21 protein-coding genes are annotated in these 20,255 nt (G+C 61.1%); 16 read left to right on the forward strand and 5 right to left on the reverse strand.

What is annotated here, in order from left to right:
- The first annotated feature begins 178 nt into the window (after window positions 1–178).
- From prfB to KCG87_RS09270, 7 genes are all read left to right on the forward strand, one after another.
- A protein-coding gene (prfB, locus tag KCG87_RS09240; RefSeq protein WP_098967418.1) for a peptide chain release factor 2 occupies window positions 179–1,274 on the forward strand; the annotation gives its coding sequence in 2 pieces (ribosomal slippage) (window positions 179–250 and window positions 252–1,274; 1,095 coding nt in all).
- A gap of 112 nt (window positions 1,275–1,386) precedes the next feature.
- Complete coding sequence (gene lysS / locus KCG87_RS09245; RefSeq protein WP_041063265.1) at window positions 1,387–2,889, forward strand: lysine--tRNA ligase; 1,503 nt, start codon at window positions 1,387–1,389, stop codon at window positions 2,887–2,889.
- Between the two features lie 105 nt (window positions 2,890–2,994).
- The gene (locus KCG87_RS09250; protein ID WP_007964212.1) at window positions 2,995–3,708 is read left to right on the forward strand and encodes a TetR family transcriptional regulator; all 714 of its coding nucleotides are present in this window, start codon (window positions 2,995–2,997) and stop codon (window positions 3,706–3,708) included.
- 159 nt (window positions 3,709–3,867) lie between these two features.
- Window positions 3,868–4,425: a hypothetical protein gene (locus tag KCG87_RS09255; protein WP_210558120.1), complete on the forward strand. Its 558-nt coding sequence runs from the start codon at window positions 3,868–3,870 to the stop codon at window positions 4,423–4,425.
- A 24-nt stretch (window positions 4,426–4,449) separates the two neighbouring features.
- Window positions 4,450–5,727 carry a flavohemoglobin expression-modulating QEGLA motif protein gene (locus tag KCG87_RS09260; RefSeq protein ID WP_003222055.1) on the forward strand — a complete coding sequence of 426 codons (1,278 nt, stop codon included), beginning with the start codon at window positions 4,450–4,452 and terminating at the stop codon, window positions 5,725–5,727.
- A 151-nt stretch (window positions 5,728–5,878) separates the two neighbouring features.
- Window positions 5,879–6,784, forward strand: a complete 906-nt coding sequence (locus KCG87_RS09265; RefSeq protein WP_210558118.1) for an alpha/beta hydrolase — start codon at window positions 5,879–5,881, stop codon at window positions 6,782–6,784.
- A complete protein-coding gene (locus KCG87_RS09270; protein WP_098967423.1) occupies window positions 6,781–7,110 on the forward strand; it encodes a hypothetical protein in 330 nt (109 codons plus the stop codon). Before KCG87_RS09265 ends, KCG87_RS09270 begins: the two co-directional genes overlap by 4 nt.
- Window positions 7,111–7,286: 176 nt before the next feature.
- On the opposite strand, the gene KCG87_RS09275 is transcribed toward KCG87_RS09270, so the two are convergent.
- The 3 genes from KCG87_RS09275 to KCG87_RS09285 all read right to left on the reverse strand — a co-directional run bounded on the left by KCG87_RS09275 (window position 7,287) and on the right by KCG87_RS09285 (window position 9,247).
- Window positions 7,287–8,075 carry an OmpA family protein gene (locus KCG87_RS09275; RefSeq protein ID WP_007964218.1) on the reverse strand — a complete coding sequence of 263 codons (789 nt, stop codon included), beginning with the start codon at window positions 8,073–8,075 and terminating at the stop codon, window positions 7,287–7,289.
- A gap of 56 nt (window positions 8,076–8,131) precedes the next feature.
- Window positions 8,132–8,536 (reverse strand): DUF4398 domain-containing protein, encoded by a 405-nt coding sequence (locus KCG87_RS09280; protein WP_007964219.1) that lies wholly within the window; start codon window positions 8,534–8,536, stop codon window positions 8,132–8,134.
- A gap of 366 nt (window positions 8,537–8,902) precedes the next feature.
- A complete protein-coding gene (locus KCG87_RS09285) occupies window positions 8,903–9,247 on the reverse strand; it encodes a hypothetical protein (RefSeq protein ID WP_003222064.1) in 345 nt (114 codons plus the stop codon).
- Between the two features lie 213 nt (window positions 9,248–9,460).
- Here KCG87_RS09285 and ppc point away from each other — a divergent pair, with 213 nt between their 5' ends.
- From ppc to KCG87_RS09320, 7 genes are all read left to right on the forward strand, one after another.
- Window positions 9,461–12,091 carry a phosphoenolpyruvate carboxylase gene (ppc, locus tag KCG87_RS09290; protein WP_134785528.1) on the forward strand — a complete coding sequence of 877 codons (2,631 nt, stop codon included), beginning with the start codon at window positions 9,461–9,463 and terminating at the stop codon, window positions 12,089–12,091.
- Window positions 12,092–12,381: 290 nt separating this feature from the next.
- A complete protein-coding gene (gene adk, locus KCG87_RS09295) occupies window positions 12,382–13,029 on the forward strand; it encodes an adenylate kinase (RefSeq protein WP_003222067.1) in 648 nt (215 codons plus the stop codon).
- A gap of 93 nt (window positions 13,030–13,122) precedes the next feature.
- Complete coding sequence (tsaB, locus tag KCG87_RS09300; protein WP_134785529.1) at window positions 13,123–13,797, forward strand: tRNA (adenosine(37)-N6)-threonylcarbamoyltransferase complex dimerization subunit type 1 TsaB; 675 nt, start codon at window positions 13,123–13,125, stop codon at window positions 13,795–13,797.
- Between the two features lie 285 nt (window positions 13,798–14,082).
- A complete protein-coding gene (locus KCG87_RS09305) occupies window positions 14,083–14,391 on the forward strand; it encodes a hypothetical protein (RefSeq protein ID WP_003222071.1) in 309 nt (102 codons plus the stop codon).
- A complete protein-coding gene (locus tag KCG87_RS09310; RefSeq protein ID WP_103368432.1) occupies window positions 14,391–15,251 on the forward strand; it encodes a DUF72 domain-containing protein in 861 nt (286 codons plus the stop codon). Before KCG87_RS09305 ends, KCG87_RS09310 begins: the two co-directional genes overlap by 1 nt.
- A 33-nt stretch (window positions 15,252–15,284) precedes the next feature.
- Entirely contained in the window at window positions 15,285–16,121 is an 837-nt protein-coding gene (locus tag KCG87_RS09315) for an isocitrate lyase/phosphoenolpyruvate mutase family protein (protein ID WP_134785530.1), read from the forward strand.
- A 2-nt stretch (window positions 16,122–16,123) separates the two neighbouring features.
- Window positions 16,124–16,816: an extensin family protein gene (locus KCG87_RS09320; protein ID WP_098967431.1), complete on the forward strand. Its 693-nt coding sequence runs from the start codon at window positions 16,124–16,126 to the stop codon at window positions 16,814–16,816.
- Window positions 16,817–16,820: 4 nt separating this feature from the next.
- On the opposite strand, the gene KCG87_RS09325 is transcribed toward KCG87_RS09320, so the two are convergent.
- Window positions 16,821–17,441, reverse strand: a complete 621-nt coding sequence (locus KCG87_RS09325; protein WP_134787555.1) for an energy transducer TonB — start codon at window positions 17,439–17,441, stop codon at window positions 16,821–16,823.
- Between the two features lie 96 nt (window positions 17,442–17,537).
- Here KCG87_RS09325 and KCG87_RS09330 point away from each other — a divergent pair, with 96 nt between their 5' ends.
- Entirely contained in the window at window positions 17,538–18,317 is a 780-nt protein-coding gene (locus KCG87_RS09330; protein WP_177416207.1) for a class I SAM-dependent methyltransferase, read from the forward strand.
- Between the two features lie 106 nt (window positions 18,318–18,423).
- Here KCG87_RS09330 and KCG87_RS09335 read toward each other — a convergent pair whose 3' ends face one another.
- Window positions 18,424–19,059 (reverse strand): TetR/AcrR family transcriptional regulator, encoded by a 636-nt coding sequence (locus tag KCG87_RS09335; protein ID WP_210558115.1) that lies wholly within the window; start codon window positions 19,057–19,059, stop codon window positions 18,424–18,426.
- A 94-nt stretch (window positions 19,060–19,153) separates the two neighbouring features.
- Between KCG87_RS09335 and KCG87_RS09340 the strand changes: the two genes are divergently transcribed.
- Window positions 19,154–20,254 (forward strand): efflux RND transporter periplasmic adaptor subunit, encoded by a 1,101-nt coding sequence (locus KCG87_RS09340; protein WP_097086420.1) that lies wholly within the window; start codon window positions 19,154–19,156, stop codon window positions 20,252–20,254.
- The last annotated feature ends 1 nt before the right edge of the window (window position 20,255 follow it).

Raw genomic sequence — 20,255 nt, forward strand, 5'->3', positions numbered from 1 at the left:
CTTTCACGTCGGCGTACCTCTCAAATATCCCCCGATCGGTCCCCTCTACCTCTGGGAGAGGGTTAGGGTGAGGGCAAAGGGTTTAATGATCCCCACACCCGCCAGACGGGCTGCCGTGACAGCGTGATTACGTTATACTCGCCGGCTTTCAAAAGTTCGCCAACGAGTGCTGCCCGTCATGGAAATCAACCCGATCCTGAACACCATCAAGGACCTGTCCGAGCGCTCCGAAACTATTCGGGGGTATCTTTGACTACGATCAAAAGCATGAGCGTCTGACCGAGGTCAATCGCGAGCTTGAAGATCCGAGTGTCTGGAACAAACCTGAATATGCCCAGGAACTGGGCCGCGAGCGCTCGGCGCTGGCGCAGATCGTCGACACCCTCGACGAGCTGAACGCCGGTCTGGCCGATTGCCGCGACCTGCTGGATATGGCCGTCGAAGAAAACGACGAAGGCGCAGTGGGCGATGTCGTCGCCGAGCTGGCCCGTCTCGAGGAAAACCTCGCCAAGCTTGAATTCCGCCGCATGTTCAGCCACGAGATGGACCCGAACAACGCCTACCTGGACATCCAGGCCGGCTCCGGCGGCACCGAGGCCCAGGACTGGGCCAACATCCTGCTGCGCATGTACCTGCGCTGGGCGGACAAACGCGGTTTCGACGCGACCATCATGGAATTGTCGGCCGGTGAAGTCGCCGGTATCAAAGGCGCGACCGTGCACATCAAGGGCGAATACGCCTTTGGCTGGCTGCGTACCGAGATCGGCGTGCATCGCTTGGTGCGCAAGAGCCCGTTCGACTCCGGCAACCGTCGCCACACCTCGTTCTCTGCGGTTTTCGTCTCGCCAGAGATCGACGACAAGGTCGAAATCGAAATCAACCCGGCAGACCTGCGGATCGACACCTATCGTTCCTCCGGTGCCGGTGGTCAGCACGTAAACACCACCGACTCGGCCGTACGTATTACTCACGTACCGACCAACACCGTGGTCAGCTGCCAGAACGAGCGTTCCCAGCACGCCAACAAGGACACCGCCATGAAAATGCTGCGGGCCAAGTTGTACGAGCAGGAAATGCAGAAGCGCAACGCCGCTTCCCAGGCGCTGGAAGACACCAAGTCGGACATCGGCTGGGGTCATCAGATCCGTTCGTACGTGCTCGACGCGTCGCGGATCAAGGACTTGCGCACCAACATTGAACGCAGCGACTGCGACAAGGTGCTCGACGGCGACATCGACGAATACCTGGAAGCCAGCCTGAAGTCGGGGCTGTAAAAGACGCACGCAGGGTCGCTGATGCAACGCGATCCCTGTAGGAGCCAGCCCTGCTGGCGATTCCCGGGCCGCCAGGTCCGGGGGCAACGAACCTGATGGAATATCTGAAGACATGAGCGACCAACAACTCGACCCGCAAGCCCTGCAACAGGAAGAAAACTCCCTGATCGCCCTGCGCAAGGAAAAGCTGGCTGCCGAGCGCGCCAAGGGCAACGCCTTCCCGAACGACTTCCGCCGCGAAAACTACTGCGAAGATCTGCAGAAGAAATACGCGGACAAGACCAAGGAAGAGCTGGCCGAGGCTGCAATCCCGGTCAAGGTTGCCGGTCGCATCATGCTCAACCGTGGCTCGTTCATGGTGATCCAGGACATGACCGGTCGCATCCAGGTCTACGTCAACCGTAAAACCCTGTCCGAAGACACCCTGGCCGCCGTCAAGACCTGGGACATGGGCGACATCATTGCCGCCGAAGGCACTCTGGCGCGTTCCGGCAAGGGCGACCTGTACGTCGAAATGACCAACGTGCGCCTGCTGACCAAGTCGCTGCGCCCGCTGCCGGACAAGCACCACGGCCTGACCGACACCGAACAGCGCTACCGTCAGCGTTACGTTGACCTGATCGTCAACGAAGAAGTGCGCCAGACCTTCCGCGTGCGTTCGCAAGTGATCGCGCACATCCGCAGCTTCCTGATGAAGCGCGACTTCCTCGAAGTCGAGACGCCGATGCTGCAGACCATTCCAGGCGGCGCCGCAGCCAAGCCGTTCGAAACCCACCACAATGCGCTGGACATGGAAATGTTCCTGCGTATCGCGCCTGAGCTGTATCTGAAGCGTCTGGTGGTTGGCGGTTTCGAGAAAGTGTTCGAGATCAACCGCAACTTCCGTAACGAAGGCGTTTCGACGCGTCACAACCCTGAATTCACCATGCTGGAGTTCTACCAGGCTTACGCCGACTACGAAGACAACATGGACCTGACCGAAGAACTGTTCCGTGAACTGGCACAGCTGGTGCTGGGCAGCACCGACGTGCCGTACGGCGACAAGGTGTTCCACTTCGGCGAGCCGTTTGCCCGTCTGTCGGTGTTCGACTCGATCCTCAAGTACAACCCTGAGCTGACCGCCGATGACCTGAACGACATCGACAAGGCGCGCGCCATCGCCAAAAAGGCCGGCGCCAAGGTGCTGGGCTTCGAAGGTCTGGGCAAGCTGCAGGTGATGATTTTCGAAGAACTGGTCGAGCACAAGCTGGAGCAGCCGCACTTCATCACTCAGTACCCGTTCGAAGTGTCGCCGCTGGCCCGTCGTAACGACGAGAACCCGAACGTCACCGACCGTTTCGAGCTGTTCATCGGCGGCCGTGAAATCGCCAACGCCTACTCCGAGTTGAACGACGCGGAAGACCAGGCCGAGCGTTTCATGGCGCAGGTGGCCGACAAGGACGCTGGCGATGACGAAGCCATGCACTACGACGCCGACTTCGTGCGTGCGCTGGAGTACGGCATGCCGCCAACGGCCGGTGAGGGTATCGGCATCGACCGTCTGGTGATGTTGCTGACCAACTCGCCGTCGATCCGCGATGTGATCCTGTTCCCGCACATGCGACCGCAAGCGTAAACGTTTCAGTTAAAAAGCCGCCTAAAACAGGCGGCTTTTTATTGCCTGTCTGGTACAAATGTATCAATTGGTTAATTTTGCAATAGCAGAGGAAGTCCAGTCGTGATGGTTGCAATCGCTCAAGAAGGTGCAGCGGGTATCGCCACTGCGGTCGCTGAAAGTGTTCAGTACCAGGGCCGCAAGGCCAGCCGACAGGGCAGTGAGCAGCGTCGACAGGACATTCTCGACGCGGCGATGCGCATTGTCGTGCGTGACGGCGTGCGCGCCGTGCGCCACCGTGCGGTGGCGGCCGAGGCCGGTGTGCCATTGTCGGCCACTACTTATTACTTCAAGGATATCGATGACCTGCTCACCGATACCTTCGCCCAATACGTCGAACGCAGCGCGGCCTACATGGCCAAGCTGTGGATCAACAACGAAGGCCTGCTGCGCGAGATGGTCGTCAGTGGTGACGGCAGCCCCGAGTCGCGCTCGCAACTGGCGGACGACATCGCGCGGCTGATGGCCGACTATGTGCACCGGCAATTGGTCAATCGCCGCGAACACCTGATGGCCGAGCAGGCGTTCCGCCAGGAAGCGCTGCTCAACCCGCGGCTGGCGGATCTGGTGCGCTCCCATCAGCAAATTCTGCTGCAAGGCACCTGCCAGTTGTTCCAGGTGCTGGGCTCGCGTGAACCGCAGCAGGATGCCAAGGTGTTGACGGCGATTATCGGACGGATGGAATATCAGGGCCTGCTCAACGACGCCGAGCCTTTGGCCGAACAGGACATGCTCGGGATTCTGACGCGGTACATGCATCTGGTCCTCGCCTCGGTCTGACAGCTGATGGAAATCCCCTGTGGGAGCGGGCTTGCTCGCGAATGCGGTATCACATTCAACGCTTCAGTTGACTGACCCACCGCCTTCGCGAGCAAGCCCGCTCCCACAAGGGGACTGAGCCGGATCATCAGGGCGACGCGTGTTCATAGGGAGTATTGAATGAAAGCCTGGCGTGGCGTGCTGATCGCCTTGTCGTTCCTGCTGCTCAGCGGCTGTCTGGTGACCTTCAAGGACCCGCTGCCTGCCAGTGACCCGGCGCCCAAGGGCCTGCTGGGCACGTGGTCGAGCACCAATGCCTGGGGCGAGCCGATGAACCTTGAGCTGACCCGCGTCGGCAACGATCGCTATCAGGCCATCACCTGGTTCAAGTCCCGGCCTCACGAGCGCGAGGCGTACCCGTTCACCGTGTCGGGCCATGGCAGTCGCTGGTACCTGTCGGCGAAAGTGCCGGCGCGTTACGGTGGGCAATACACCATCGCCGATTTCGAACTCACCGACAAACACGAGCTGGTGGTGTACAACCTCGACCTCGAACAGATCAATCAGGCGATCAAACAGCAAACCCTCGACGGCAAGGCTTTCCAGACCGAGGACGATGGCGACGGCGTGCAAGTCGACAGTAGCCTCGACAAGGTCTTTGCTTACCTCGACGATCCGGCCAATTCCGATGTATTCGTCGAGGCCGCGCGCTATCAGCGCCAGGCCCGCGCCAAATAATTCAGTTTTCTACAGGAGTTTCGGGTGGACGATTACCAGCAGACGATACGCACGCTGTCCGATCGCATTGTGCTGGCGCAGACGCCGATCCGCGTGCTCGATGCGGTGAAGTGGGACGAGAACATCCGCAAGGGCTTTCTCAAGGCCAAGGGCAAGGAAATGCCGGCGGTGGATCGCGACTACTACCTCAATCGGCCGCTGTCCTTCGATTCGAGCAAGGTCAAACTGGAATTCCAGAACATCGAGCGCGACATCACCCGCCAGCTCGGCCAGTTCAACCCGGTCGGGCAGATCATGCGGCGCATGTGCAAGGAATACCGCATGGTGGTGCGCATGCTCGAAGCACGCGGCACCGAGGATTTCGGCCTGATCTCCCAGGAACTCTACGGCGCCGCCTCCGATGCGTTCCACGCCGGCGACCCGACCCTGGCCGACCTCGGCCTGATGATGTCCGACTACCTGAACAACATTGATGGCCGTGGCGACCTGAAGGACGAACCGAAGATCCTCACCGCCAAGGATGCCGTGCACCTGCTGCAAACCCGGTTGAACAAGGTGTTCGGCGAGGCCGAGGAAACCATCCGCGTGTTCGAGTCCGACGGCATCGTCGCCGACGCGGCGGCAGGCGCCGACTACATCAAGATCCGCACTGACGCGCTGTTCAACGACCGCGACGTGCGTGCGCTGGAAGTCCACGAAGGTCTGGTGCACGTCGGCACCACGCTCAATGGCTTGAACCAGCCGATCTGCACCTTCCTGTCCAAAGGCCCACCGTCGTCGACGGTGACCCAGGAAGGCCTGGCGATCTTGATGGAAATCATCACCTTCGCCTCCTACCCAAGCCGTCTGCGCAAACTGACCAACCGCACCCGCGCCATTCACATGGTCGAGGAGGGCGCGGACTTTTTGCAGGTGTTCGAGTTCTTCCGCGAGCAGGGCTTTGAAATGGCCGAAAGCTACGGCAACGCCAGCCGGGTGTTCCGTGGTTCGACCCCGACCGGTCTGCCATTCACCAAAGACTTGTCCTATCTCAAGGGCTTTATCATGGTTTACAACTACATTCAGTTGGCCGTGCGTAAAGGCAAGCTTGAGCAGGTACCGCTGCTGTTCTGCGGCAAGACCACCCTGGAAGACATGCGTACCCTGCGTCAGTTGGTCGATGAAGGTCTGGTGGTGCCGCCGAAATATCTGCCGGAACAGTTCCGTGACATGAACGCGCTGTCGGCGTGGATGTGCTTCTCCAACTTCCTTAATCACTTGAGCCTGGACCGGATCGAGGCGGATTACTCCAATATCCTCTGAACCACACACAAACCCCTTGTAGGAGTGAGCCTGCTCGCGATAGCAGTGTGTCAATCAACATAAATATCGACTGGCACACCGCTATCGCGAGCAGGCTCACTCCTACAGTTTTTGACTGTATTCCAATTCGAATTCTGCGAGGTTTCACCGGATGAGAATCCTCGGCATCCTTTGCCTGCTCCTGACCCTCAGTGGTTGCAGTTCGTTGTTGTTCTACCCCGAACCGGGCCAGATCTTCACCCCGGAAAAAGCCAAGCTCGAATACCGCACCGTCACATTGGTCACGGCGGATGGCTTGAAGCTGAACGCCTGGTGGCTACCGGCCAAATCTGGCGTCGAAGTCAAAGGCACAGTCCTGCACCTGCACGGCAACGGCGGCAACCTGCCGATGCACCTCGGCGGCAGTTGGTGGTTGCCGAAAAACGGCTATCAGGTGCTGCTGGTGGACTATCGCGGGTATGGCTTGTCCGAGGGCAAGCCGAGCCTGCCGGCGATCTATCAGGACATCGACGCTGCGTTCGCCTGGCTCGACAAGGCGCCAGAAGTCAAAGGCAAACCGCTGATCCTCCTCGGCCAGAGCCTCGGCGGCTCGATGGCCGTGCATTGGCTGGTGCAGCACCCGGAGCGGCAGAAGCAACTCAAGGCCTTCGTGCTCGACGGTGTGCCCGCCAGTTACCGCAGCGTCGGCCAGTACGCCCTCAGCACCTCATGGCTGACCTGGCCGTTGCAGGTGCCGCTGTCGTGGCTGGTGCCGGACGGCGACAGCGCGATCAACTCGATGCCGCAGCTCACGGGCGTGCCGAAACTGATCTTTCACAGCATCGATGACCCGCTGGTGCCAATGGCCAACGCCATCCGCCTGTATCAGGCAGCGCCGCCACCGCGCGTGCTGCAGCTGACCCGCGGCGGCCACGTGCAGACCTTTGGCGACCCTGTCTGGCGCCAGGTGATGCTGCGCTATCTGGAAGATCCCGAACATTTCAACGGCCTGCGCCGCCTCGGCGAGATCCCGAACTACCCGCAACCCTCGAATTCTGAAGATGAGAGTCCGCAATGACTGAAGAACGTAACGCCATCCCGCTGATCATCACCGGTATCTGCAGCATCCTCGGCACCGTCGGGGCGCTGTGGTACTACGGTTACCTGCACTTCGCCAAACCCGAGGATGCGCTGCTGCTCAACGAATTCACCATGCTCAAGACCGTGCCGGGCGAAGACTACAAAGTCTCACTGGACCCGGCGCCGCAAATGGCGCAGTGCATCGATGGCGTGCTGGTGCTGTTCGACACCGAGCAGAAAGGCCTGACCGGGGTGCTGATCAATGCGCAGAAAAAAGCCGTGCGCTGCATGGGCCAGGAAACCCCACAAAAACTCGAACCATAACCCGATAAAAACTGTGGGAGCGGGCTTGCTCGCGAAAGCGGTGTGTCAGTCACTCTATATTCCGACTGATCCACCGCTTTCGCGAGCAAGCCCGCTCCCACAAGGGGGGAATGTGTAAGGCCAAAAAAAGCCCCGCCTGATCACTCAGGCGGGGCTTTTGCGTTAGCGCGTGTTGCTTAGTTCGAGCTGACCGCCGAACGTGGCATCACTGGCTGGTTGTCGTTGGAAATGGTCACTTCCACACGACGGTTCATCGCACGACCGGAAACGCTGCTGTTATCAGCAACCGGGTATTCCTTGCCATAACCCTGAACCACGATGCGCGAAGGATCTACGCCCATCTTGATCAGAGCGACTTGTACCGAGGTCGCGCGACGCTCGGACAGCGACTGGTTGTACGAAGCCGCGCCGGTGCTGTCGGTGTAACCCTCGACGATCACTTTGCGATCAGGGTTTTCCTGAAGGAATTGCGCCAGTTTGTTGATGTTCACCAGACCGCTGGATTTCAGGTCAGCCTTGTTGGTGGCGAACAGCACGTCACCGAAAGTCACCAAGGTACCGCGATCGGTCTGCTTGGCGTTCAGGCTCTGCTGCAGTTGTTTGATCTGCTGATCACGAGCGTCCAGACGCGCCTGAGCACGTTGCGCGGCAGCGTTTTTCAGGTTGTTTTCAGCGGTGCGCAGGGCGATGGTCTGCTTGGCCACTTCCACGCGCTGGTTGGTCAGGTAGGCCAGTTGGTCAACCTTGGCTGCGTCTTGCTTGTCCAGATAAGCCTTGTCGGCCTTGTCCAGGTAATCGCTGGCGTCCTTGGTTTCCAGGGCAGCGACTTTGCTTGCCTGTGGGTTGGCCTGCAGGCCGGCGTAGTTGGTGCGCGCCTGTTCCAGGTTCGGGTTAGGCGGAGTGGAGCAGGCAGCCAGGGCAACGCTTGCGGCCAGAAGAGCGGGGATCATCAGTTGCTTACGCATAATTTGTCGTCCTTTCTATCGATAAAAGTTTCAGCTTTGCGATTCGGGATGCGCGCTTACTGCACGGTGCGCTGACTTTCCTGACGCAGTTCCTGAACACCTTTCTGGGAATCCTTCACAGCCTGTTCGGCCTTGGCAGCCTGAGCCTTGCGTTCTGCTACGCGAGCGTCCCATTCAGCTTGTTCGGCGAGGGTGCGAGCCTGTTCATACTTCTTGTCGTGCATGGCAATTTCGGCTTGCTTGAGCTTGTCCTGAGCCTGCTTCATTTCCACTGCAGCGAACTCGGTACCACCGGCGCTGACGGCGCTGTTGACCGCCGATTGGGTCACGGCGTACTGCTCGGTCGGCGGGTTACCGGCGCAACCGGCCAGAACGAAGCTGGTACCGATAGCCAGAGCAGCCAGTTTCAGACCGCGCAGGTGGGAGAACGAGGTTTGGGTCTTCATGGTCTTCAACTCCATTGTTTAACTCCTGATAAAACCGAAAATCCATCCTGGTCGAGGAGCCGCAAGCGTCGTGTAAAAGCGCGTTTTTGAAACGCTCGTTCCAGGCGTGGTTACAGCTTCCGACCGGAGGCGTTTTTCAAAAGTTCAGAAAAGATGGCCTATCGCCAAATTTTTTTTTGACCAAACGGACAAGGCTCTAAACCGGGAACTTTGGAGGCGGGGAGAGGTACGCGCGGGGGAAAGTCAGAAAACTTTTCAAAAGGAAACACGATCCTGTAGGAGTGAGCCTGCTCGCGATAGCAGTGTGTCAGTCAGCATCAAAAGCCACAGATACACCGCTATCGCGAGCAGGCTCACTCCTACAGTTTGATCTATGTTGTGTCAGTGTTTTTGCTTGCCGGCAGCGGCGGATAAATCCTGCAGATGCCGGCGAGAAAGCGCCAGAAACCGCGGTGTCGGCCCGACGTCTTCATACAGCGGATCACCTTCCTCATCAGTCGCCACCACCGTCGAGCCTTTCACATACGGCAGGCTCGCCTCGAACTCTTCGAGCGCGGCGCCGATCAGTTCGCCGAGCAGTTCTTCCGGGTGGCGTTTGGGGTACATCTCGGCGATCGCCGCCAGCCGCGCAGCGGCCTCGACGTCCAGATGAATCGTGTAGCCAGTGTCGGTCAGGCGACCCTTGGCGTTTTCTTCCCAATGCTGGGCGAGTTCACGAATTTTCATGATGACCTCATTTCGCGCCTGCTCGTGGCAGGCCTGGGTGAGTGTCCGGCGGGGCCGGCGGCAAGCCGTTGTACGGCTTACTGTTGAGACTAGCTTCAAGCCACAAGGTTTAAAGTCCCTTCGTCGTCTGCTTGTAAGAAGCGCCGTAGAGCGGCACTCTCTGGGCAAAGCATTCGTTTCTGCGCCGTCCCGATTAACGCTGGAGAACTGCTGATGACCGATATTGATGCACGCTTGCGCGAGGACGTTCACCTGCTCGGTGAGCTGTTGGGCAATACCATCCGTGACCAGTACGGCGAGGAATTTCTCGACAAGATCGAGCAGATCCGCAAGGGCGCCAAGGCCGACCGCCGTGGCTCGATGGACGCCGAACTCAGCGCCAGCCTCAATCAGTTGAGCGAAGACGAACTGCTGCCGGTGGCGCGGGCGTTCAACCAGTTTCTCAACCTGGCGAACATCGCCGAGCAGTATCAGCTGATTCATCGCCGCGAAGAGTCGCAGCCCGCGCCGTTCGAGTCCCGCGTGCTGCCGGAACTGCTCGCCCGCCTGCGCAATGAAGGTCACAGCGCCGAATCGCTGGCGCGACAACTGGCGCGCCTGGAAATCGAACTGGTGCTGACCGCCCACCCGACCGAGGTGGCGCGGCGCACGTTGATTCAGAAGTACGACGCGATCGCTGCGCAGCTGGCCGCGCAGGATCATCGCGATCTGACCAGCGCCGAACGCGAACAGATCCAGAACACCCTGCAACGGCTGATTGCCGAAGCCTGGCACACCGAAGAAATCCGCCGCACCCGGCCGACCCCGGTCGACGAAGCGAAATGGGGTTTTGCGGTGATCGAGCATTCGCTGTGGCAGGCGATCCCCAACCATATGCGCAAGGCCGACAAGGCGCTGTATGAAGCGACGGGCCTGCGCTTGCCACTGGAGGCGGCGCCGATTCGCTTTGCCTCGTGGATGGGTGGCGATCGCGACGGCAACCCGAATGTCACGGCCGCAGTGACCCGCGAAGTGCTGTTGCTGGCGCGCTGGATGGCTGCCGACCTGTACCTGCGCGATGTCGATCACCTGGCCGCCGAGCTGTCGATGCAGCAGGCCAGCGACGCGCTCAAGGCCAAGGCCGGCGACAGCGCCGAACCTTATCGGGCGGTGCTCAAGCAATTGCGCGAACGCCTGCGCGCCACGCGCAACTGGGCCCATGCGTCGCTGACTGCGCCCACGCCGGCACCGGCCGATGTGTTGCACAACAATCGCGACCTGCTTGATCCGCTGGAACTGTGTTTCAACTCGCTGCACGAATGTGGCATGGGCGTGATCGCCGACGGGCCGTTGCTCGATTGTCTGCGCCGGGCGGTAACCTTCGGCCTGTTCCTGGTGCGCCTCGATGTGCGTCAGGACTCGACGCGGCATAGCTCGGCGATGACCGAAATCACCGACTACCTCGGCCTCGGTCGCTACGAAGACTGGGATGAAGAACAGCGCATCAGCTTCCTCACCCGCGAATTGAGCAATCGTCGCCCACTGCTGCCGGCGCATTTCAAACCGTCCGCCGACACCGCTGAAGTACTCGCCACCTGCAAGGAAATCGCTGCCGCACCGGGCGCCTCGCTGGGTTCCTACGTGATCTCGATGGCGGGCGCCGCCTCCGACGTGCTGGCAGTGCAACTGCTGCTGAAAGAGTCCGGCGTGCTGCGGCCGATGCGTGTGGTGCCGCTGTTCGAAACCCTCGCCGACCTCGACAACGCCGGGCCGGTGATGGAGCGTCTGTTGCTGCTGCCGGGCTACCGCGCGAGGCTGCAAGGCCCGCAGGAAGTGATGATCGGTTATTCCGACTCGGCCAAGGACGCCGGTACCACCGCGGCGGCGTGGGCGCAATATCGCGCGCAGGAGCGGCTGGTGGAGATCTGCCGCGAGCAGCAAGTCGAACTGCTGTTGTTCCACGGTCGCGGTGGCACCGTGGGCCGTGGCGGCGGTCCGGCGCACGCGGCGATTCTGTCGCAGCCGCCGGGCTCGGTGGCGGGGCGCTTCCGCACCACCGAGCAGGGCGAAATGATTCGATTCAAATTCGGCCTGCCGGACATCGCCGAGCAGAACCTCAATCTGTATCTGGCTGCCGTGCTGGAAGCGACGTTGTTGCCACCACCGCCACCGACGCCCGAATGGCGACACCTGATGGATGAACTGGCCGCCGATGGCGTCGCCGCGTACCGCGCCGTGGTGCGTGAAAATCCGCAGTTCGTCGAGTATTTCCGCCAATCGACGCCGGAGCAGGAACTGGGGCGCTTGCCCCTTGGCAGCCGTCCGGCCAAGCGCCGTGCCGGTGGGATCGAGAGTCTGCGGGCGATTCCGTGGATCTTCGGCTGGACGCAAACGCGGCTGATGCTGCCGGCGTGGCTCGGCTGGGAAACTGCGCTGAGCAAGGCGCTGGCGCGTGGCGAGGGCGAACTGCTCGGGCAGATGCGCGAACAGTGGCCGTTCTTCCGCACCCGTATCGACATGCTGGAAATGGTCCTGGCCAAGGCCGACGCCGACATCGCGCTTTCGTACGACCAGCGTCTGGTCGAGCCGGACTTGCTGCCGTTGGGCGCGCAGTTACGCGACCTATTGTCGCAGGCGTGTGCGGTGGTGCTCGGCTTGACCGGGCAGTCGCAACTGCTGGCACATAGCCCAGACACCCTGGAATTCATCCGTCTGCGCAACACTTATCTTGATCCGCTACATCTATTGCAGGCCGAGCTGTTGGCCCGTTCACGGCAGCAGAATGTCGAGCAGGGCAGCCCGGTGGAGCAGGCGCTGCTGGTGTCTGTGGCGGGGATTGCCGCCGGGTTGCGCAATACCGGCTAAGGTTTTTGCGGTGGCATCAGGCACCCGGTGCACAGGCCGGGTGCCGCTCTGTACACAGGGAGAAAGTGCGGTCAGGCGACAGTTAGTGATGGGGTTGCGACTTGGGTTACCGCGTCGCAAGGTCGCGGCGGGCGCCGGTTTCTCCGACTTTTGGCGTCTTGTGTGGGCGCAGCCTGCTGTGTATCTTGATCAGCCTTTGGCCGTTTGTGCGGCCACGACCCGTTTTTTTGAGATTGGCCCAAAGAGGCGAATCCCGTTGTTTTCTATATAAAAAATTGAGGAGCACATCGATGCGCGTCATTCTGCTGGGAGCTCCCGGGGCCGGTAAAGGTACTCAGGCTAAGTTCATCACCGAGAAATTCGGCATTCCGCAAATCTCCACCGGCGACATGCTGCGTGCAGCGGTCAAGGCTGGCACTCCGCTGGGCGTTCAAGCCAAGAGCATCATGGATGCCGGCGGCCTGGTGTCGGATGACCTGATCATCGCGCTGGTGCAGGATCGCATCGCTCAACCAGACTGCGCCAACGGCTTTCTGTTCGACGGTTTCCCGCGCACCATTCCACAGGCCGAAGCGCTGGTAACTGCCGGTGTCGAGCTGGACGCCGTGGTTGAAATCGCTGTTGAAGACGAAGAAATCGTTCAGCGTATCGCCGGTCGTCGCGTTCACGAGGCCAGTGGCCGCGTCTACCACATCGTCTACAACCCGCCGAAAGTGGCTGGCAAAGACGACGTTACCGGCGACGATCTGGTGCAGCGCAAGGACGACACCGAAGAAACCGTACGTCATCGCCTGTCGGTCTACCATTCGCAGACCAAGCCGCTGGTGGACTTCTACCAGAAGCTTTCCGCTGCCAACGGCAAGCCGAAGTACAGCCACATTCCGGGCGTAGGTTCGGTTGAAGCGATCACCGCCAAGGTGCTCGAAGCGCTGAGCTGAAAAAGCTGATCGGCTGCATCATCCACGGCCCGCTTGCGGGCCGTAGTTGTTTATACTGACGCACTTTTTCCCCCACCTGTTTTGGATACATCGATGAGCACCTTGCTGGCCCTGGACACCGCGACCGAAGCTTGCTCCGTTGCCTTGCTGCATGACGGCAAGGTCACGAGCCATTACGAGGTGATCCCGCGTCTGCACGCGCAGAAGCTGCTGCCGATGATCCAGCAACTGCTGGCGGACGCTGGCACCACGTTGCAAGCGGTGGACGCGATCGCGTTCGGTCGCGGGCCGGGTGCGTTTACCGGTGTGCGGATTGCCATCGGCGTGGTGCAGGGGCTGGCGTTCGCGCTGGATCGTCCGGTGCTGCCGGTGTCCAACCTCGCCGTCCTGGCGCAACGTGCATATCGCGAACACGGCGTCAGCCAGGTCGCGGCGGCTATCGATGCGCGGATGGATGAAGTGTATTGGGGCTGCTACCGCGAATCGGCGGGCGAGATGCGTCTGGTCGGCGTCGAGGCGGTACTGCCGCCGGAAGTCGCGGCGCTGCCGGCCGATGCCAGCGGTGAGTGGTTCGGTGCAGGTACCGGTTGGGGCTATGGCGAGCGGATCGCGGTCAACCTCACCGGCTCCGATGCCGGCATGTTGCCTCACGCCGAAGACCTGCTGACCCTGGCGCGGTTTGCCTGGGAACGCGGCGAGTCGATCCCTGCCGATGACGCGCAACCGGTTTACCTGCGCGACAAAGTCGCCACCCCCAAGGCTCGCTGAGGCCTGACTTCTGGCGGGGAAGCTTCTGTGGTGAGGGGATTTATCCCCGATGGGTCGCGAAGCGGCCCCAAAATCGGCGACTGCTTCGCAGCCGATCGGGGATAAATCCCCTCACCACAAAAGCCCTCCACAAACTCCGTGTCTTATTCCAAATTCTGCCAATCGTCAGTTTCCAACCCCGGGCTTTAAACCTTTTGCGCTTTATGTGTTCTAGTTATCACTCGGCAATTTGCTAAGTCGGCCAAGTGCCGCTAAATTGCCATCATCGATACCGAGCATGAATTTATGCGTATAGACGGCCTCTCCTCTCAGTCCTACCCCATCAAGCGCAAGCCTCGCAAAGGCAATGTGGCGCTGGATGAATCCGTCGACGATATCGACGGCGAGCTGGAATTCCCGACTGAAGAGCAACTGGCCGCCCGCGCTGCCAAAGCCTCCGCACAACGCCTGGCCAATCTGCCTGCCCGTCAGCAAGACATGATTTATCACCGCGCCATGAGCAAAAGCGTAGCGATGGCCCTCGCCAGCTACCTGAGCACCGCCGGTTTTGTCGATTGGGATGCGGATGTGCTGGGCCTCGACCTGTACATCTGATGGATCTGCCTTACTACCTCGGTTGTCCGTCCTGGAGTGAAAACGCCTGGCGCGAGTATCTGTACCCCGAAGACGCCAAGACCTCCGACTTCCTCGCTCTCTACTCCCAAGTGTTCAACGCCGTCGAAGGCAACACGACCTTCTACGCCAGTCCGTCGCCGGCCACCGTGCAGCGCTGGGCCGAGACCATGCCCGAACACTTTCGCTTCACCGCCAAGTTTCCCGGCGACATCAGCCACAGCGGTGATCTGCGCGATCAACTGACCGCCGCCGAAACCTTCGTAAACCTCCTCAGCCCGCTCGGCGAACGCGTTTCGCCGCTGTGGCTGCAACTGTCGAAAAGCTTCACCCCGCATCGACTGCCGGAGCTGACCGCGTTCATCGACGCGCTGGACCGGCCACTGGCGGTGGAAGTGCGTCACGAACAGTTCTTCGCCAAGGGTGAGAGCGAACGCCTGCTCAATCGCTTGCTGCTCGACCGTGGCGTAGAACGCATCTGCCTCGATCCACGGGCGCTGTTCAGTTGCCTGTCGACCGAGTCTTCGGTGATCCACGCGCAATCGAAAAAGCCCCGGGTGCCGACGCGGCCGGCGGCGTTCACCCAGTTCCCGCAGGTGCGCTTCATCGGCCACCCCGAGCTGGAAGCCAATGATCCGTTCCTGGTGCCGTGGGTGGCGAAAATCGCCGAGTGGATCGAAGAGGGCCGCACGCCGTACATCTTCCTGCACACCGCCGACAACGTCATGGCGGCGAAGCTGGCGCAACGTTTTCACGCACAATTGATGCAACGTTTGCCTGGCCTGCCATCCCTGCCTGAGCTATACAGAGAACCCGCCGCCGAGCAACTCGGCTTGCTCTGAAGGCGGGTTTTTCCCCTGCCCAGGAGCCTGCCGATGGACGCCCACGCCCTTCAAGAACAAACCCGCAAAGCTCAGGCCTTCAAGGCCCTGCATGAAGGTGCGGGGATTTTCGTGATTCCCAACCCTTGGGATGCCGGCTCGGCGAAGATGCTCGCCAGTCTGGGCTATCAGGCACTGGCAACCACCAGTGCCGGTTACGCGTTTTCCCAGGGCAAGGCCGACGGCGCCCTGAGTCTCGATGACACCTTGGCCAACGTCCGGGCGATTGTCGCGGCCACGGATTTGCCGGTAGCGGTGGATCTGGAAAACGGTTTCGCCGATGACCCCGCCGAATGCGCGAAAAGCCTGTTGCGTGCCGCCGAGGCCGGCGCGGTGGGTGGTTCGATCGAGGACGCCACGGGCCGTGCCGATGCGCCGATCTACTGCTTCGAACACGCCGTGGCACGCATCGAAGCCGCCGTCGCTGCGGTGCGCACGCTGCCATTTCCCTTCATCTTGACCGCCCGCGCGGAAAACTACCTGCACGGTAATCCCGATCTCAACGACACCATTCGCCGCCTGCAAGCCTTTGCCGAGGCGGGTGCCGACGTGCTGTATGCGCCGGGTCTGCGCAGCGCCGAAGAGGTGTTGGCGGTGGTGCGCGCGGTGGCGCCAAAACCGGTCAACGTGCTCATGTCCGGCGGTTTGAAACTGACCGTACAGGAGTTGGAAGAAATGGGTGTGCGCAGGATCAGCACCGGCTCGGCGCTGGCCTTGGCAGCGTTCGGCGAGTTCTTCCGCGCGGCTGAAGAGATCCAGCAGCGCGGGACGTTCGGCTTTACGTCGCAGTCGATGCCGTACGCCAAGGCCAATCAGTTTTTCAAAGGCTGAGCATGGGTCGCTGGATCGCGCTGTCGTTACTGCTGATCATCGCGGGTGCCGTGCTCAGCGTCTGGCGCGGCTGGCTCGATGTGCCGGCCGAGTGGAACCCGTGGGCGCCGCTGGACGTGAAGGCAGCGCCGAACGGGTTGACCGGTTTCAAGCTGATGCGCCTGCGCGGCAATCCCGAATTATGCGCACAAGTCCTGAGCAACTCGGGTCTGCGCGTCACCGCGCAAGCCGACAGTCCCGATGCCAAGTGCCCGCTGATCGGCACCGTGCGCGTGCAGGGCGGCGAGGTGGCGCTGAGCAGCAGCTTCCTCGCCAGTTGCCCGCTGGCGGTGGCTTACGCGATGTTTGAACGGCATACCCTGCAACCCGCCGCGCAATCTGTTTACGGGCAGAGGGTGGCGCGCCTTGATCACCTCGGCAGCTTTGCCTGTCGCAATGTCTATAACCGCGAGAGCGGGGCGCTCAGCCGGCATGCCAGTGCCGATGCGCTGGACATCAGCGGTTTTCGGCTGGCGGACGGGCGCAGCATCAGCGTGCTCAAGGACTGGCCGAAGCAGAATCAGGATGCGCAGTTTCTGCGGCAGGTGCGCGATGGCGCCTGTGAGGCGTTCAGTGTGGTGTTGAGTCCGGATTACAACGCCGCCCACCGCAATCACTTTCATGTCGATGTCGGGCGCTGGAGCGTGTGTCGCTGAGGGATCAGGCGGCGAGGCGCAGGTTCTGCAGGACGATCGGGCGCGCCCAACCGTTATCGAAGTCCAAAGCCTTCTGCTGCTCGACGATGTCTTCCGGCGGGAACGGCGGATAAGGTTTTTGCAGCAGGTCGAGGTCGAATTCGGCAATCGGCAGGTACAGCGGCTTCTTCTGTGGCGCCGGGCCAGGCTCGGGAAGCGGCTGACCATTGTTGATCACGATTGGACGGACCCAACTGCTGTCGAAGTCCTGCTGCTCTTGCTGAGCCTTGAGTTCTTCTGGCGGGAACGGTGGGAACGGCTTGTCCAGCAGATCGGTTTCGAACTCGGCGATCGGCAGGAACAGCGGCTCCGGCGGACGCACTTCGGTCTCGACCACATCGCACTGACGCTGCTCGACGATGTGCGCGTGCAGCTCGCTGCCCAGGGTCGGTTCTTCCGGGCTGTTCAGGTCAACCGGTGGAAAGGTGCCACAGGCCGGCACCACATCACTCGTTTGTTCGGCCATCGCCTGGGCAAAGAAATCCTGCCACAGGTGACTGACGCCGCCCAATGCTTGAGTGTTATGACGGCTGAAGTCGCCCTTGGGCGAAATGTAGCCAATCGATGTGGGAAGAATGCCTGACATTTTTTTCGGTTGACGCTCAGCTCTGGCAAAATGCGCGTTGATTGGTTTATCGGCCACTTTTTGCCGATCCTTAACTTTTTTGAGCGTGTTTTCATGATTGAGCAACCCGCGGCCTGCCGCATCCATGTCCAGGCCCTCGGCCCGACGTTTGAAGCGCAAGCCGAGCAGTGGGCCGAGCGTCTGGGCCTGCCGCTGCAGGTGGACGGCGGCGAGTTCGCCTTGCAGGTCGGCGAGCAGGGTTTGCAGCTGCAGCAGCTCGGCCCGGACGCACCAGGGCCGGTGCGGGTGGATTTCGTCGAAGGTGGCGCGGCGCATCGGCGTCTGTACGGCGGCGGCAGCGGGCAGATGATCGCCAAGGCGGTCGGCATTGCTCAAGGCGTGCGCCCACGGGTGCTGGATGCCACGGCGGGGCTGGGCAAGGATGCGTTCGTGCTGGCCAGTCTGGGTTGCGAGATGAGCCTGATCGAGCGTCAGCCGTTGATCGGCGCGTTGCTGGAGGATGGTCTGGCGCGGGCGGCGGAAGATTTCGATGTGGCGCCGATTGTCGCGCGGATGAAGCTGCTCAAGGGCAACTCGATCGAGGTCATGCGCAACTGGGAAGGCGAGCCGCCGCAGGTGATCTACCTCGACCCGATGTTCCCGCACCGCGAGAAAACCGCGCTGGTGAAAAAAGAGATGCGCCTGTTCCGGCCACTGGTCGGGGATGATCCGGATGCGCCGGCATTGCTCGAAGCGGCGCTGGCCCTGGCGACACACCGGGTGGTGGTCAAGCGCCCGCGCAAGGCACCGTGCATCGAGGGGCCGAAGCCGAGCCATGCGCTGGATGGCAAGTCGAGCCGGTATGACATCTACCCGAAGAAAGCGTTAAAACCTTAAGACCGAGTTGCGCCCATTCGCGAGCAAGCTCGCTCCCACATTTGGAATGCATTTCAAATGTGGGAGCGAGCTTGCTCGCGAAGGCGTCCGCAAAAACTCCGCAAAATCAGCGCCGATACGCCCGCATGAACAACCCCACCACCTCCTGCACATGACTCTCTGAAGCCTCTTCGCTCAGCGGCTCGCCGCAGCAATACAACAAACGAAAATTCCCTGCGCCCTTGATCAGGCAGAAGAAATGCTCGGCCGCATTACGCGGCAGGTCGATGCTCAGCGCGCCGGTCTCGTCGATGCGTTTCAGCAGCCGCTCCATGCCTTGCACCATGCGCTCGGGACCGGCGTCGTAGAAAATCTGTGACAGCTTCGGATCCTGCGTGCCCAGCGCCATCATCAAGCGATGCAGATTCACCGACTCGTCGCTGTTGATCAGTTGATGAAAGCCTCGGGCAATGTTCAGCAACACATTTTCCACGGGGATTCCGGCGGGCAATTCGAAGAACAGCGGCGGTAACTGCTCCTCGCATTTGGCCATCACCGCGGAGGAGAACAGCGTCTCCTTGTCGTTGAAGTGGCTGTAAACCGTCAGTTTCGACACGCCAGCCTCAGCGGCGACCGCGTCCATGCTGGTGTTGGCGTAGCCGTGACTCAGAAACAGGGTTTTCGCCGCGTCGAGGATTGCCCGGCGCTTGGCCGGATCCTTCGGACGGCCCGGGCCGTTTGGAGCTGCAAGATTGTTCGACATTCTTCGCTTTTAATACTGGACTGGTGAGTTTGCTATTAATACCATACCGGCCAGTATAAATATTCCAAGCACCATTAGCGAAAGGTCCGTCACCATGTTCCGCCATGCGTTGTCGTTTGCCGTGCCAGTCAGCCTGGCTGTTTTATTGTCCGCATGCGGTCAGGAAGAGGCGACGCAAGTCAGCATTCGACCGGCCATGGTGGTGCAGCCAGAGCCTTCGGCGCAGGCGATGGAAAGTTATCCGGGCGAGGTGCGCGCCCGTTACGAACCGGATCTGGCATTCCGCATTGGCGGCAAAGTCAGCCGACGACTGGTCGAGGAAGGTCAGCGCGTGAAGGCCGATCAGCCACTGGCCGAGCTCGATCCGCAGGATGTGCGCCTGCAACTGGAAGCCACCCGCGCACAGGTCGCCGCCGCCGAAGCCAATCTGAATCTGGTACGCGCCGAGCGTGACCGCTACAAAACCTTGATGGAGCGGCAGATGGTCAGTCGTTCGGCCTACGACAACGCGGAAAACCTCTACCGTTCCGGCGAAGCGCGTCTCAAGCAGATCAAGGCCGAATTCAACGTCTCGACCAACCAGGCCAGTTACGCCGTGTTGCGCGCGCCGCAGGACGGCGTGGTGGCCAAGCGTGCAGTGGAAGTCGGGCAAGTGGTTGCCGCCGGGCAAACCGTATTCACCCTCGCCACCGATGGCGAGCGCGAAGTGTCGATCAGCCTGCCGGAGCAGAGCTTCGGGCGGTTCAAGGTCGGCCAGCCAGTCACCGTTGAACTGTGGACCCAGCAGAACCAGCGCTTCGCCGGGCAGATTCGTGAACTGTCACCGGCAGCCGACCCGAAATCCCGCACCTTCGCCGCGCGCATCTCGTTCACCAGCGGCAAAGTTCCGGCTGAGCTCGGGCAGAGCGCCCGGGTGTTCGTGCAATCGGCGGATGCTGTGCCGCTGTCGGTGCCGCTTTCGGCCCTGACTGCCGAGAACGGCGCGACCTACGTCTGGGTCGTCAACGCCAACAACACCTTGAAAAAGACCCCGGTGCGCATCGGCCCGTTCGGCGAGAAAAGCGTGCCAGTGCTCGAAGGCCTCAACGCCAGCGACTGGGTGGTGGCTGCCGGTGTTCACGTATTGCTCGAAGGTCAGCAGGTGCGGCCTGTGGATCGCTCCAACCGAGTGGTCAATCTGGCGGACAAGGAGTAAG

This window comes from Pseudomonas sp. MWU347 (assembly GCF_017947305.1).
GTDB classification, from domain to species: Bacteria; Pseudomonadota; Gammaproteobacteria; order Pseudomonadales; family Pseudomonadaceae; genus Aquipseudomonas; species Aquipseudomonas putida_A.

Excerpts from the sequence above, each read along its gene's own strand:
- lysS (WP_041063265.1), top strand. The coding sequence starts at position 1,387 with ATGAGCGACCAACAACTCGACCCGCAAGCCCTGCAACAGGAAGAAAAC.
- KCG87_RS09250 (WP_007964212.1), top strand. The coding sequence starts at position 2,995 with ATGGTTGCAATCGCTCAAGAAGGTGCAGCGGGTATCGCCACTGCGGTC.
- KCG87_RS09255 (WP_210558120.1), top strand. The coding sequence starts at position 3,868 with ATGAAAGCCTGGCGTGGCGTGCTGATCGCCTTGTCGTTCCTGCTGCTC.
- KCG87_RS09265 (WP_210558118.1), top strand. The coding sequence starts at position 5,879 with ATGAGAATCCTCGGCATCCTTTGCCTGCTCCTGACCCTCAGTGGTTGC.
- KCG87_RS09270 (WP_098967423.1), top strand. The coding sequence starts at position 6,781 with ATGACTGAAGAACGTAACGCCATCCCGCTGATCATCACCGGTATCTGC.
- KCG87_RS09275 (WP_007964218.1), bottom strand. The coding sequence starts at position 8,075 with ATGCGTAAGCAACTGATGATCCCCGCTCTTCTGGCCGCAAGCGTTGCC.
- KCG87_RS09280 (WP_007964219.1), bottom strand. The coding sequence starts at position 8,536 with ATGGAGTTGAAGACCATGAAGACCCAAACCTCGTTCTCCCACCTGCGC.
- KCG87_RS09285 (WP_003222064.1), bottom strand. The coding sequence starts at position 9,247 with ATGAAAATTCGTGAACTCGCCCAGCATTGGGAAGAAAACGCCAAGGGT.
- ppc (WP_134785528.1), top strand. The coding sequence starts at position 9,461 with ATGACCGATATTGATGCACGCTTGCGCGAGGACGTTCACCTGCTCGGT.
- adk (WP_003222067.1), top strand. The coding sequence starts at position 12,382 with ATGCGCGTCATTCTGCTGGGAGCTCCCGGGGCCGGTAAAGGTACTCAG.
- tsaB (WP_134785529.1), top strand. The coding sequence starts at position 13,123 with ATGAGCACCTTGCTGGCCCTGGACACCGCGACCGAAGCTTGCTCCGTT.
- KCG87_RS09305 (WP_003222071.1), top strand. The coding sequence starts at position 14,083 with ATGCGTATAGACGGCCTCTCCTCTCAGTCCTACCCCATCAAGCGCAAG.
- KCG87_RS09310 (WP_103368432.1), top strand. The coding sequence starts at position 14,391 with ATGGATCTGCCTTACTACCTCGGTTGTCCGTCCTGGAGTGAAAACGCC.
- KCG87_RS09315 (WP_134785530.1), top strand. The coding sequence starts at position 15,285 with ATGGACGCCCACGCCCTTCAAGAACAAACCCGCAAAGCTCAGGCCTTC.
- KCG87_RS09320 (WP_098967431.1), top strand. The coding sequence starts at position 16,124 with ATGGGTCGCTGGATCGCGCTGTCGTTACTGCTGATCATCGCGGGTGCC.
- KCG87_RS09325 (WP_134787555.1), bottom strand. The coding sequence starts at position 17,441 with ATGTCAGGCATTCTTCCCACATCGATTGGCTACATTTCGCCCAAGGGC.
- KCG87_RS09335 (WP_210558115.1), bottom strand. The coding sequence starts at position 19,059 with ATGTCGAACAATCTTGCAGCTCCAAACGGCCCGGGCCGTCCGAAGGAT.
- KCG87_RS09340 (WP_097086420.1), top strand. The coding sequence starts at position 19,154 with ATGTTCCGCCATGCGTTGTCGTTTGCCGTGCCAGTCAGCCTGGCTGTT.